The sequence below is a fragment of the Kitasatospora sp. NPDC085879 genome, assembly GCF_040686255.1.
Taxonomy (GTDB): Bacteria; Actinomycetota; Actinomycetes; order Streptomycetales; family Streptomycetaceae; genus Kitasatospora.
The window spans coordinates 1-12,770 of sequence record NZ_JBFBJZ010000001.1; the positions used below are offsets into that span (position 1 = coordinate 1).

8 protein-coding genes and 3 pseudogenes are annotated in these 12,770 nt (G+C 70.9%); 4 read left to right on the forward strand and 7 right to left on the reverse strand.

Annotated elements, in window-relative coordinates:
• Positions 1-161: 161 nt before the first annotated feature.
• Positions 162-554 (forward strand): hypothetical protein, encoded by a 393-nt coding sequence (locus AB0P35_RS00005; RefSeq protein ID WP_363504137.1) that lies wholly within the window; start codon positions 162-164, stop codon positions 552-554.
• Between the two features lie 452 nt (positions 555-1,006).
• Entirely contained in the window at positions 1,007-2,710 is a 1,704-nt protein-coding gene (locus AB0P35_RS00010) for a DUF885 domain-containing protein (RefSeq protein ID WP_363504140.1), read from the forward strand.
• Between the two features lie 327 nt (positions 2,711-3,037).
• On the opposite strand, the gene AB0P35_RS00015 is transcribed toward AB0P35_RS00010, so the two are convergent.
• The 3 genes and pseudogenes from AB0P35_RS00015 to AB0P35_RS00025 form a co-directional block, all read right to left on the reverse strand.
• Complete coding sequence (locus AB0P35_RS00015) at positions 3,038-3,598, reverse strand: hypothetical protein (RefSeq protein ID WP_363504143.1); 561 nt, start codon at positions 3,596-3,598, stop codon at positions 3,038-3,040.
• Between the two features lie 960 nt (positions 3,599-4,558).
• Entirely contained in the window at positions 4,559-4,768 is a 210-nt protein-coding gene (locus tag AB0P35_RS00020; RefSeq protein WP_363504979.1) for a hypothetical protein, read from the reverse strand.
• Positions 4,769-5,148: 380 nt separating this feature from the next.
• A pseudogene (locus AB0P35_RS00025) lies at positions 5,149-5,307 on the reverse strand (serine/threonine-protein phosphatase); the annotation flags it as partial.
• A 913-nt stretch (positions 5,308-6,220) separates the two neighbouring features.
• On the opposite strand from AB0P35_RS00025, the pseudogene AB0P35_RS00030 reads away from it, so the two are divergent.
• Positions 6,221-6,328 (forward strand): annotated as a pseudogene (locus AB0P35_RS00030) (LemA family protein); the annotation flags it as partial.
• 135 nt (positions 6,329-6,463) lie between these two features.
• On the opposite strand, the gene AB0P35_RS00035 reads toward AB0P35_RS00030, so the two are convergent.
• Positions 6,464-7,369, reverse strand: a complete 906-nt coding sequence (locus AB0P35_RS00035; protein WP_363504146.1) for a hypothetical protein — start codon at positions 7,367-7,369, stop codon at positions 6,464-6,466.
• The gene (locus AB0P35_RS00040; protein WP_363504149.1) at positions 7,366-8,157 is read right to left on the reverse strand and encodes a ParA family protein; all 792 of its coding nucleotides are present in this window, start codon (positions 8,155-8,157) and stop codon (positions 7,366-7,368) included. The genes AB0P35_RS00035 and AB0P35_RS00040 overlap by 4 nt, the downstream gene beginning before the upstream one ends.
• A gap of 337 nt (positions 8,158-8,494) precedes the next feature.
• Here AB0P35_RS00040 and AB0P35_RS00045 point away from each other — a divergent pair.
• A pseudogene (locus AB0P35_RS00045) lies at positions 8,495-9,157 on the forward strand (LLM class flavin-dependent oxidoreductase); the annotation flags it as partial.
• Positions 9,158-9,164: 7 nt separating this feature from the next.
• On the opposite strand, the gene AB0P35_RS00050 reads toward AB0P35_RS00045, so the two are convergent.
• Both AB0P35_RS00050 and AB0P35_RS00055 read right to left on the reverse strand, forming a co-directional pair.
• Entirely contained in the window at positions 9,165-10,337 is a 1,173-nt protein-coding gene (locus tag AB0P35_RS00050) for a GNAT family N-acetyltransferase (protein ID WP_363504152.1), read from the reverse strand.
• 412 nt (positions 10,338-10,749) lie between these two features.
• Positions 10,750-12,756, reverse strand: coding sequence for an acetoacetate--CoA ligase (locus AB0P35_RS00055; RefSeq protein ID WP_363504155.1), 2,007 nt, complete (start codon positions 12,754-12,756; stop codon positions 10,750-10,752).
• Positions 12,757-12,770: the final 14 nt, after the last annotated feature.

The following is a 12,770-nucleotide window of genomic DNA, read 5'->3' on the forward strand; positions in this document are numbered from 1 at the left end:
AACGTCACCCGCTCCCGCTTGGGACGACTCGTTCGTCAGGGACTCCTCGCCCAACCCGGACGTGGCCGCTACCAGAAACGGACTTAACGTCCTCTCAGTTCTTCGACCGCGCCGGCCAGGCTTCAAGCGGCTGACATTGCTGGGAGTTTGGGACTCGCCGGGTGTTCCTGACTCCGGCTGGAGTGATCGCGGTGTGGTCGCAGCCAGCTGGGCCATCGCTGGTGGGTGGCGTCTTTGTCGGCCTGGGCGAGGATCTCGGCGATGGCGTCGACGGCGTCGCGGGCGGCCTGGCGGGAGAGGTGGTCGTAGATGTTGGCGGTGGTGGAGAGCATTGCGTGACGGAGCGCAGCTGGCCGTCCTGGTCGCCGTTGCACCAGGGCACCGAGTGGACCTTCACCGCGCGGGTTGGAGGGGGAACCCGAATCGGCAATACCGAGGTGTTCGACGGCACGGTCATCGGCCTGACCAAGCCGGTGATCGCCTCACGCTGGCGACGCCAGTTCCAGCGAGCCGTCGACACACTCGCGAGCAGGGCGGCGCAAGCCCGCCGTTGAGAGCGCTGCTGCCGGTGCACCGGGTTCCGCCGCGCCGCGCTCGCCCCGTCCAGCGAGCTCGCATGCAGGGGCGGCCGTCGAGATGGTCCCGAGCGGCCTGGACGAAGGCGCGGACGAGGAGGGTCTCGGAGGAAGCACCCCGGCCACCTCGACGCCATGGCACCTCGTGGCGCACCCATCCGGGTCGAAGCTGGCTGCCCGGTACCGTGCAGGCGTGCTGACCGCGTGGCTGTGGATGCGGCTGTGGCTGCAGCGCGGCGCGACCTGAGCCGCGGGCCGAGAGCGGCCGAGTCCGTCACTTGACCAGACGGAAGCCCGGATGCCGGAGTCGGGCGGCCAGGAACCACGTCACAATCGAGCGGTCCCCCGTTGCGGAACGGGGTGCGTGGGGACAGGACGAGCAGAGTGACCGCTCCTGACTGCTCCGGATGACAGTGCGTCATGATGCTGGCATGTCAGATGAACGGACCACCCCACGCGCCATCGCCGACAGCTACCTCGACCAGGTCGCAGCGCACGACCCGCTGGAATCCGCATGGCTGGGCCTGCACCCCGGCGACGACCGGCAGCCGGACCTCTCGCCGGAGGGCTTCGAAGCCCACGCCGAGATAGCACGCCGTTCCCTCGCCGCACTCGACGCCGCCCCGGTGACGGCCGATCCCGCCGAGCTGGCCTGCGCCAGGCTGCTGCGGGAGCGACTCACCGCCGAACTCGCCGTCCAGGACGCCGGTGACAACTACCGCCAGCTGCGGGCGATCGGCGCCCACGTCCACCAGGTCCGGGACATCTTCACCTTCATGCCCACCGCCACCGACGAGGACTGGGCGGCCGTGGCCGGGCGACTGCGCAATCTCCCCGGCGCGCTGGACGGTTACCGGGCCACCCTCACCAAGGGGATCTCCCGCGACCTGCTCGCCGCCCCGCGCCAGGTGGACGTGGTCATCGGCCAGCTCACCGCCTGGACCGGAGGAACGGCAGACCGGGCGGCCGGACCGCAGGCGGGCGCTGGCGCCGGCTGGTTCGCCGGCTTCGTCGCGGGCGGTCCCGAGTCGCTCCGCGCTGAACTGGACGCCGCCGCCCTGCGGGCCACCGCCGCGGTCGCGGAGTTCCGGGACTGGATGCGGGACACCTATGCCCCCGCCGCCGCCGGCACGCCGGACGCCGTCGGCCCCGAGCGCTACCTGCGTGCCGCCCGCTACAACACCGGCGCCGACCTCGACCTGGAGGAGGCGTACGACTGGGCCTGGAGCGAGTTCCACGGGACGCTCGCCGACATGCAGGCCGCGGCCGCCGGCGTCCTGCCCGGCTCGACTCCGCTGGAGGCCATGCACCACCTGGAGCTGCACGGCCACGCGGTCAAGGGCGAGGAGGGCATCCGGGACTGGCTGCAGCAGCTCATGGACGGGGCGATCGATGCCCTCGACGGCCGCCACTTCGACATCACCGGACCGATACGCAAGGTCGAGTCCCTGATCGCGCCCGCGGGCAGCGTCGGAGGGCCCTACTACTCGGGCCCCAGCCTCGACTTCAGCCGCCCCGGCCGGACCTACCTGCCCACACTCGGCCGGGAGTCCTTCCCGACCTGGCAGCTCGTCAGCACCTGGTACCACGAGGGCGTGCCAGGCCACCACCTGCAGCTCGCCCAGTGGGTCGCCGTGGCAGACCGGCTGAGCCGCTACCAGGCCACGCTGGGCATCGTCAGCGCCAACATCGAGGGCTGGGCACTGTACGCCGAGCGGCTCATGGACGACCTGGGGTTCTTCGCCGAACCCGGCTACCGCATGGGTTTCCTGGACGAGCAGATGCTGCGGACCATCCGGGTGATCATCGACATCGGGATGCACCTGCGGCTCGCCATCCCCGCCGACTCCGGCTTCCATCCCGGCGAGCGCTGGACCCCGGCCCTGGCCGCGGAGTTCATGGCCACCTACAACGGCGCCTCGGCCGAGGAGCGGGGCGGCCAGATCGACCGCTACTTGGGCTGGCCGGGCCAGGCCATCGGGTACAAGCTCGGCGAACGCGTCTGGCTGGCAGGCCGCGAAGCCGCCCGGCGGCGCCAGGGCCCCTCCTTCGACCTCAAGACCTGGCACATGAAGGCCCTCTCCCAGGGCTCCCTGGGCCTGGACGATCTGGTCGGCAACCTCTCGGCGCTGTAGGTCCCGACAGCGTCGGACGAGCCGCGCACCGCCGAACCGCGCTGTCCTGGCAGGGCAAGGAGCCCTCCAGGGCAGCGCCTCGATGTGCGGTCCAGTGTCGTTGGGGCGCTCGTCCGACCACGACCAGGCTGAGACACGTGACCGCTATGACCACGCTGACCCGCACCTACGTCGACGGCCGGCGCCGGCCGAGCGCACGCCGCACGAGTGGATGGGCCACACGAACGAGCGTCCGATGATCACGCAAGCGCAGGGATGCTCATGCGGGCCCGCGCAGGTCAGCGGCGTGTGCCGATTTCTCGAGTCCCACAGGTTCAGGAGCGGGCCTCAGTAGCCGCCACCCGTGGAACTGGCAGACGGTGAAGCCGACGCGGAGGGTGCGCTGGTGATCGCGTCACCGCTGGGACTGACCACGTACCACGAAGCGCCGAAGGCGTTGACGCCCTGGCCGTTGGTTTCTCCGGGCCTTGTGTCCTTGAAGAAGTAGTACAACGGGTGGCCGTTGTAGGTCACCTGGGTCGAGCTGTCCGAACGGGTGGTCGTTCCGACCAGGGACGCGGTCACTCCGCTGCTGTTGGGTGTCCCGGTCGTGGTCTGCGGCGGCCAATTCTGCGTACAGGAGCCGTTACAGGTCGAGGTCGTCCCGGTATCGGCCTTGAACAGATACAACGTCCTACCGGCACCGTCGACCAGGATCTGACCGAACGGCGAGCTCGCCGTCTTCACCGTGGCGACGCTCTGGCTGGGAGCAGCAGAGCCGGTGGCGGTCGTGGGGGCGCTGGTGCTCGCGGTCGGGGTCGAGGAAGTCGTGGTACCGGTACTGCTGCATCCGGAGGCAGTGGCTGCCATGGCGGCCACACCGACGGAAAGGGTGATGAAACGATTCATTACGTACCTCTTGACCCTGGGGATGCGGCGACGGCGGTCGACCGGCCGACCGGCGGTGACTTTCCGAAACCACGTTAGGCGCGGACGCCCGACCTGCTTCCGTGGGCGATCCGGCCCCACGCCGACCTTCACTCGTGCGGGTGACCAAAGGCTGCAGCGGGGCCCGGCTGTCAGCCGGAACGTCCGTGCGCGTCAGCCCACCGGTGCCTTGTGAGGACGGCGCTGTGGGCGGACCAATCTGCCGGATCCTGATCACATCGAAGGACCTGGAGGTGTACGAAGTCAGAACCCTGGCAGATGGAAGCGGTCGAAGAGCCAGGGCGGCGAGCTCGCCGTGGATCCGCCGGTAGCCCCGGTTTGGGTTCTCGCCCGCGAGTCGGAGTACAACAGCGCGGACGGAGCGCAACGGTGCGCGGTCGGCCGGGCCACTTGAGAGGGGAGGTCTGGCCTGATGGCGAGGAGACTATCGGGACGCGTACGTGGAGGAGCTCCGGAATGTCGGCAGGGAGCCTCCTTCGTACCCCCATGCGACCGTGGCCTCGGGCATCGAGATCGTGCGGAGCCGAGGGAACCGTGCACGACCCTGCACGTGCGAGCTATGGCCACTCTGCGTGCCCGGCGACGGTGCTCTCCGATCCGCCCGCTTCCCAGACATCGGCGACAACGCGTGCAGGTCGCATCGGACCCGGGTCGTCCCCGCCCTGCCTCACAGCCGTGTCGACCAGGAACTCGGCGTACTCCTGCGCAGTTCCATCGAAGTCGCCCTCGGCGTGCTCTCCATGCCGCGTGGTGACTTCCACGTCTTCGTCAGAGAGCACACGCACACGCGACCGGTATTTCGCCATCTCGTCCTCCGAAGGGCTGCCCTCCCGACCGTACGGCTGACGTTCGTTCGCTGCTCGATGAGCGGCCCCGGAGACGCGTGATCCCATGCCCACGGTGAGGCTCGGAGCGGCGGTTCTAGGAAGCGGGCTCGCCCCAGTTGATGCGTTCTACGGCATGAGGCGGGAACGACACCCGAGATCCGTCCTCCTGAGTAACGTGCACCCATCCGCGCTCGTCGATGCGAACAATGCCCTTGACCGACTCGCCGAGCGCGACGCCGGGGCTGACGTATCCCGCCCCGTGGGCCAGATGCACCGTTCCGGGGCTCGCCTCAAGGCCTGCCATGACCAAATTGTCCGGATTCGGTCCCGGGTCCACCACCGGAGCCCCGCCATGCCGCCCACCCGTCCGGCCTCCAGGGCCCGCCCAAGGGGCCCGATGTCCACCTCCGTGCCCTGGTCGGCCCCGGGCAACCGTCCGGTGCGCCCGCCCTTCCCGAGGGTTGGCCTTCCCGGGGCGGACGAGGAACCGTCCCGGTGGCCCGACGAAGCGGATGTGCCGCTGTGCGCGGTCGGACGCATCGGGTTGCCCGGTGCCGCCGCTGTGCCACACGTGGGACGGGACGGTCGTGACGACGACCTTCGGCAGGGGACGCAGCGCCCTCCGCGGCCGAGCCGCGAGTCGGTTGTGCAGGAGACGGTGGCGCCATTGTCGTACGACGATCTCCGGCCACCGATCGCACGGACCTCTGCCGCCACCAGCGGAGCGATGGGCTGCGGCGGCATCTCGTGAGTCCGGTCCAGGAGCCGCCCCAGTAGCCGTTCACCGAAGCCCTCAGACCGGTCCGCCGCCGCTCCGAGGTTCTCCCGCGCGAAATCCGCCATGAGCACCTCTGTCTCCTGCCCCGGTCCTCTTCCTCCGCTGGTTCCCTGCCCTGCCTCCACATGGATCGGCGCACGCCTCACCGGCATTTCCCCTGTCCCGGCATGGCACTGGCCCTCACCCGCTACACCCTCGACCAGGATGGATCTCGCCGCTGCGGGGCGCGGCCCAAGGTATCTCTCGGATGACTTTTCTGGTCAAACATGAGGGCGCGCGGTAATTTTTTAAAAAGATTTATGCGCATGGGGGCTCGAATTCCGGCGGTGCGGAGTATTCTGGAAAGTGCCGGGAGAAGTTACCGGTAGGGCGATCGCGAGGAGGCGAATATGCGGATAAGTGAGGCAGGATGCCTGACTCTGCAACTCGTGATCGCAGAAATGTCCGCCCTTTCGGCGGGAAGATCATAGGGGGAGGACGGGGGCCCTGGGGCCCGCGGATTCAGATCCTGTTGTCCCGGTCGGTGTTGCGTTAACGCAGGCCGGAAGGCCGTCCCCGCAGCGATGCGGGGACGGCCTTTTGTGGGGTGCGCTGAGCGTCACGGTTCGCGAAGGATGCCCGCAGCCTCCCATCGCTGCTGTCTGTCGGTGAGTGATGCAGGATCGTTTGGCCCGGGAGTCGACAGTCACAGCCGCGCCGTTCCGAGCAGCGATATCGGGGACTCTGGAGGGAGCGGAACAAGCCTGTGATCCGAGGTGAAGCAAGTCACTTTCGACCTCCCGCTCGCGTACTGGCTCTCACGCGCCTCCCACGGATTGGGCGTCATGAGGTCGGCGTGCGTGGGCCAGTGGGATCCGGGGATCGAAAAGTGCGGGGATGTCCGACATCTGATCGAGGATCGCGACGATCGCGCCAGCAGGCCTGATCTCCAACCGGCCGGTCCGCCTGTGCAATCGGGTTAAGGCGTCCTGGGCGCAGATCGACGTCCAGCTCACGCGGCGGCACGACCTGATCCCCAACCTGGTGGATACGAACAGGAGTTACGCCGGCCGGGAGTGCTGCACCCTGGAGGCGGTCACGCCGGCCCGGGTGGCCGGCGTGACCGGTGGTGCCGCAGAGCGCGGAGGCCGAGAACGGGCTCAGCACACAGGCACGGGCCGTCCGTTGCGTTGGTCACCGCGGCACCGCTTCACGCGCACCGGCCCCGCCCCCGGGCGGCCGTCAGCGTCCGTCGCCCGCCGAACGGCGCTGCCGCTCCACCAGGTCCGCCCCGATCAGGCCGGCTGCCCGGCGCAGCTGCCTGCGGAGGTCGGCCACCGCGGCCTCGGCCTCTTCGGGGAAGGAGCGCGCGGCTGTGGTCGGAAGGGTGGTGGGAAGGTCGCGCAGGGCGGCCCGGAGGACGCCGGCGAGCCGTTCGAGGTCGCCGAGGGCCAGGCGGCTCTCCTCCAGGTCGGGGGTGGGACCCGGCCGGTCGACCGGCTCACGGCGCTCCCACTCGGCGACGTTGCCGGGGGTGTAGCCGAGCTCGGCGCGGGCCGCGGTCAGGGCTTTGGCGGTCGGCCGGACGCCGTGGGCGAGGACCTTCTCCACCACCTCCCGGACCTGCTCGGCGCCGTACTCGCGCAGGACGGGCACCAGCACCCGGGCCTGGGACTCGCGGAGGACCAGGTTGCCAAAAGCCGGATTTGGCAACAGTGCCGCCTGGACGGGGATCATCTCCAGCAGGCGGTGCGCGTAGGACCGGGACAGGTTCCAGCGCTCGGTCAGGTACTCGTCCCAGGTGGCGTGGCTCGCCTTGTAGAGCCTGCGGTCGTGGATCTCCCACAGTGCCGGTCCGGCGTGCTGGGCGAACCGGACGTGCGCGGCCTGCTTGTCCGCCTCGAACTGCGCCTCGGCCTGCCGGACGGCCTCCACGCCTTCGGCCTGAGCAGCGGCGACCCGGGCTTCGAGCTCGGCCAAGGTGCACTCGCGGAGCCGGACCGACGTGGCGGGCGAGTCTGGAGAGTCCGGGAGGTCGGAGGGTGTGGTGGCGCGGCGGCTTCCCGGGCGGTTGCCGATGAGCAGGGTCTCCGGTCCGGCGAGGGTCGCGGTGCTGTCGGGGCGCTGGAGGCGCGGGCGCTCGCTCATGCCGCGGCCTCCTGGAGGTGCTGAACCTTCTCGGCGAGCTTGGCGAAGTCGTCCGCGACCTCGCGGGCGGGGACGGTCCGCAGCGAACGGAGTGGTGCCACGGAGTCGGCGGCGGCCTTGACGACGGCGCGCTCGCGGATGTGCGGAGCCCACACCAGGCCGGGGAAGCAGGTGTCGAGGCCCTCGATCTGGAAGTCGTGCACGCCGAGACCCGTGCGGACCCGCGACGGGACGACACCGGCCACGCGGAGCCGAGGGTTGCTGAGGTCGTCGGCGTGGTCCCGGACGAAGTTCAGCACCCGCACGGCGCCCTCGATCCCGTCGAACTCCGGCTCGGCCACGATGAGCACCACGTCGGCGGCCACCATCGCGAGCTGGGTCAGGTGCCCGAGGGAGGGCGGGCAGTCGAGCAGCGTGATCCTCCGGTCGTCGCACCCCGCCAGCGCCCGTCTGAGCCGTTTCACGGCGCCGACCGTACCGGCCTCTGAGATCCGGTTCTCCAGCTCGAACCTGGCCGGCAGGACACGGATGCGCTGACCGTAGATCCCGCCCCACCCGCACGGCACGTACGCGTCCCTGGCCGCGCCCAGCGCGTCGCACTTGATCGCTTCGCTGATCGTCATCTGGTCCGGTTCCGGCCGGGCACCCAGCCGGCGGGACGCGTTCCCCTGCGGGTCGACGTCGGCGACGTCGACCTCCTCGCCGGCCTCGGCCAGGGCTGCGGCGAGGTTCACCACCATCGCCGACTTCCCCGAGCCGCCCTTGTTCTGACACACCGCAATCCGCATTCGGGCTTCCTCTCCGTCGCTCCGGCCGCGCCGTGGGAGCGGGCCGTGCTCGCAGAGTAACTATCCGATCACCCAACGGCGCCGAGGGTTGCCCGGCCCGGACAAGGAACACCCGGACGGCGGCGGACACGCCTCGGATGGTGCGCCGTACTGGGGCATGGGGTCGGCGCACGCCGCCAACGGGGCCGGGTGCTTACTGGCGGAAGTGCGGGTCGGCCACCTCGAGGTGCGCGGATCGGCGCTCAGGTGACTGCGTCGTAGGCCGCAGCGAGGTCCTCCACCTGACTGGACACCAGCTCGCGTAGCTTGGCGCGGGTCTCCGCATCCGTCCTGTAGAACCCTGCTGACGCCGGTCGCACGGTGCCGACCGCAGCAACTCGCCCGCCAGGCGGCCACCCTGACCACCTCAGCGGCGGCCGGGTGCTCTTCGCCGCCGGCCTGGGCGGTCCGACCGAGTACCGCAGCTTCGGGGACGCCGCCGAGCCGCGCCTCCTCGCCGAGCGGCTGGACGAGGGACTCGAACTGCCGGGTCGCTTCTGGTCCGGCGAGCGGGTGAACCACCACGGTCGGCACTACGAGGTTCGGGACGTGACGCTGGAGCCCGCTACCGTGCAGCGGCCTGGTCCACCGGTGTGGATCGGGGGATTCCGCGTCGTGGCCCATGCGGCAGGCGGCGCTGTGGGCCGGTGCGGTGCCGCTGGTCGAGACGGCTCGGCACGGTCATGTGCCGGACGTGGCGGAGGTACGGGAACCGGTCGGCGCCGTGCGCGAGCACCGGACGGCCGGGACCGAGCGCCCCTTCGAGTTCGTGCTGGGCGGTGCCACGCCTGCGGACGCGGTCAGGGCCCGGGACGTGATCGGTCCGCTGCGCGACGCCGGCGCCACCTGGTGGGACGAGAGTCAGATCCGGACCGGCGCCGACCTGGATCGCCTGCTTCCGGTGCTGCGCCGCGTCGAGGCGGGGCCGCCGGTGGTCCGATCGGCCGCCTCGACGGCATGACGGAGGATCAACAGGGGCGTGGTCGAGAGTCGGCGAGTCGGGCTTCAAGTGCATCGATGTCGGACTCGACGCTTGCCACGACGTGGTCGGTCACGTAGCCGAGTCGGGCGTTGACGCGGATCATGTGGTGGTTGTCGGCTGTCGTCATCGTGAGCACCCGTTCCAGTCGGGGGAGGTCGGCGGTGAGCCACTGCAGCATCGAAGCCTTGATCGCCCGGCCGAGTCCGAGCCCGCGGAACTCGGGCAGCACGGCGGTGTCCTCCTGGTGGCAGTAGCTCGACTGCTGCGGGACGAGGGCGATCTCGGTGAAGCCCGCCACCGCCCCGCTGCGGTCGTCCACGGCCACGACGTACCGATGCGACTCGCCGATCTCGCGCATCCTGGCCTCGTACCGCCGCACCTGTTCCACGGTCCAGTCGGGGTGCCGGTAACTGGCCTCACCGGTCGGCGAGTCGGCGATGGCATTCCGTGCTCGGGCGAAGCTCTGCACGACGTCGTCCGGGGCCGTGTCCACCCACGTCCGGATCCGGAACCCGGGCGCCGGCGGAACCTGCCAGCGTGCCGGGTCCACGTTCCTGAGGTCCAGGTGGTGTGAGGCGCGCTGCGCGACCGTGCGGAATCCGAGGGCGTCCGTCCACCTCGTGGCGTCCGTGCCTGCCTTGGCCTGACCGGCGATCATCCGGCAGCCGCGCTCGCGGAGCTCCGGCAGCATCGCCTGGAGCAGGCGTGTGCCGACACCGTGCCTGCGGTTCTCGGCCGACACGCGCACGGTGATGACGGCCCGCTCGCTGTTCTCGTCGGTCGGGACGGCCGCGCTCGCCGTGCCGATCAGCCGCCCGTCCTCCCGTGCGACCCACAGCCGTTGCAGCCCGAGGTACGAGGTGGGCTGGCACAGTTGCTGCACGTAGGAGTCGTACGGCGGCACCGGGGAGTTCGGGTAGTCCGCGGCGATTGTCGTGACGGCGAGCTCGTACCAGGCGCGGAGCTCGTCCGCCGAGGCGTGCTCCGGTGCGAACGGCGGTGTCTCCAGGCTGATGACGGCGTTCCTTTCCTGGGCCTCGTCGAGGGCGGGGGTCGCCCGTCGAGTGTTGTCAGCAGTCGGACGGGCTGGTGGCATGCCGGGGCAGGTGGCCGGCGCCGGTGCGATCACGACCAGTCCGAAGCCGAACAAGCGTGTCAACCGGGGGGCACGGTGCGGCATAGGGGAGCGGCACGTACCGACTCCACTGCTTCGCGTCGAGGGTACCTGCGGTGGTTCGGCAGATCCGCCGGATCGCGTCGTCGACGCTCAGGTTCCACAGGCCTGCGACGCCTTGGTCGGTGGTGGCGGCGAGGATGCTCCCGTCGGGGCTGATGGCCACGACGGAGGCGGGGCCGGTGGTCACGGTTAGTGGCTGGCCGATGGGCTCGGGGTGGTCCGGTTCGGTGACGTTCCATCGGCTGACGGTGCCGTTGGCGGTGTGGCCGCCGACGGCGAGCGTGTGTCCGTCGGGGAGCCCTTGTCAGTCGATCGGCAGACGTCGGTCGACCCGCAGCGGTGTTATGCGAACGACCGGTGGATTTGTCCGCTGAACTGGCGAAGTACGTTCCATTCAAGGGGAGTGGGTGTTCGAATCGGTAGCGGCGAACTCCGCGAACCAGTGGAGCATGTCGGGGTGCTGGACCGCGCCCTCGCTGCTGACGTCCTCGACGCGGGCGCCCTGCAGGATGCGCTTGACCGGGACTTCGAGCTTCTTGCCGGTCAGGGTGCGGGGGACGGCGGGGACCTGTACGACCGCGTCGGGGACGTGGCGTGGGGAGAGTTCGCGGCGGATCGCGGCGGTGATCCGGGCACGCAGGGCGTCGTCGAGTACCGCGCCGTCGGCCATGGTCACGAAGAGCGGCATCCAGTAGCCGCCGTCGGGCTGCTCCGCGCCGATGACGAGGCTGTCCGCGATCTCCGGGAGCTGTTCGACGACGGCGTAGATGTCGGCCGAGCCCATGCGCACGCCCATGCGGTTGAGGGTGGAGTCGGAGCGTCCGGACACGACGACGGACAGGTCGTCGTCGACGGTGACCCAGTCCCCGTGCCGCCACACGCCCGGGTAGGTGGCGAAGTAGGCGGCGCGGTAGCGGGAGCCGTCGGGGTCGCCGACGAAGTGCAGCGGCATGGACGGCATCGGAGCCGTGACCACGAGCTCGCCCTGCGCCCCGGTGAGGGGCCGGCCGGAGGGGTCCCAGGCGGCCAGTGCCACGCCGAGCGCCGGGCCGGGGATGCGTCCCGCCCGGACCGGCAGGAGCGCGGAGGCGCCGGCCAGTACGGAGCACACGTCGGTCCCGCCGCAGATCGACTGCAGCCACACCGAGGGGAGCTCGCGGTGCGCCCAGTGCCAGGTGGACGCGGGCAGCGAGGAGCCGGTCTGCAGGACGGTGCGCAGCCTGCTCAGCCCGTGCGTGGCGGCCGGGCGGGAGCCGGCCTTCTCGCCGGCGGCGAGGTAGGCGGCGCCGACGCCGACGACGGTCGCCCCGGTGCGTTCGGCGACGCGCCAGGCGCCGTCGGTGTCGGGGTGGGTGGGGCTGCCGTCGTAGAGGATCACGGTGCTGCCGAGCAGCAGGCCGCCGACCAGGAAGTTCCACACCATCCAGCCGGTCGAGGTGAGGAAGAGGTAGCGGTCGTCGGGGCGCAGGTCGGCGCCGAGGCCGAGGGCCTTGAGCAGTTCGACGGTGATGCCGCCGTGGCCCTGCACGATGCCCTTGGGAACGCCGGTGGTCCCCGACGACCACAGGATCCACAGCGGGTGGTCGAAGGGCACGTCCGCGAAGCGGAGCGGGCCGTCGGCGGGGGGAAGTGCCGTCCAGGCATGCTGGCGGAGGTCGCGGCGCGCGGTCCAGGGCCGGTCGGCGCCGGTGAACAGGTGGTCCACGGCGAGCAGGTGGCGCACGGTCGGCAGCTGCTCGGCGATCTCCGCCACGGCCGGGCGCCGGTCGAAGTCCTTGCCGCCGTGCCGGTAGCCGTCGGCGGCCACCAGCACGGTGGGGCGGGCCTGCTGCAGCCGGGCGAGGACACTGGGTGTGCCGAAGTCGGGTGAGCAGACCGTCCAGACCGCGCCGACGGCGGCGGTGGCCAGCAGCGCGACGACGGTCTGCGGCAGGTTCGGCAGGTAGCCGGCGACGCAGTCGCCCGGCCCCACGCCCATGGCGCGCAGCGCCTGGGCGACGGTGGCGACCTCGTCGCGCAGCTCCTGCCAGGAGGTCTCCCGCGGCTCGTCCTCCTCGCCGAGGGCGACCAGCGCGGGACGGGTGCCGTCGGCGGCGGCCAGGCACCGCTCGGCGAAGTTGATCCGCGCACCGGGGAACCAGCGGGCCCCCGGCATCGCGGTGTCGGCCAGTACCCGGCCGGGGTGGTCGGCACGGTGGCCGGTGGCGGCGTCCAGACCGTGGAACTCCCACACCGCCGACCAGAAGCCGGCCAGGTCGGTGCTGCTCCACCGCCACAGCTCGGCGTAGCCGGAGAAGCGCAGTCGGCGCTCCTGCTCCAGCCACCGCAGGAACGCGGCGACGGTGGAGTGCTCCGCCTGGCCGGGGTCGGGCGACCACAGCAGGTCGCTGTCGGTGCTCATCGTCGTCTCCCTGG

Excerpts from the sequence above, each read along its gene's own strand:
- AB0P35_RS00010 (WP_363504140.1), top strand. The coding sequence starts at position 1,007 with ATGTCAGATGAACGGACCACCCCACGCGCCATCGCCGACAGCTACCTC.
- AB0P35_RS00015 (WP_363504143.1), bottom strand. The coding sequence starts at position 3,598 with ATGAATCGTTTCATCACCCTTTCCGTCGGTGTGGCCGCCATGGCAGCC.
- AB0P35_RS00020 (WP_363504979.1), bottom strand. The coding sequence starts at position 4,768 with ATGGCAGGCCTTGAGGCGAGCCCCGGAACGGTGCATCTGGCCCACGGG.
- AB0P35_RS00035 (WP_363504146.1), bottom strand. The coding sequence starts at position 7,369 with ATGAGCGAGCGCCCGCGCCTCCAGCGCCCCGACAGCACCGCGACCCTC.
- AB0P35_RS00040 (WP_363504149.1), bottom strand. The coding sequence starts at position 8,157 with ATGCGGATTGCGGTGTGTCAGAACAAGGGCGGCTCGGGGAAGTCGGCG.
- AB0P35_RS00055 (WP_363504155.1), bottom strand. The coding sequence starts at position 12,756 with ATGAGCACCGACAGCGACCTGCTGTGGTCGCCCGACCCCGGCCAGGCG.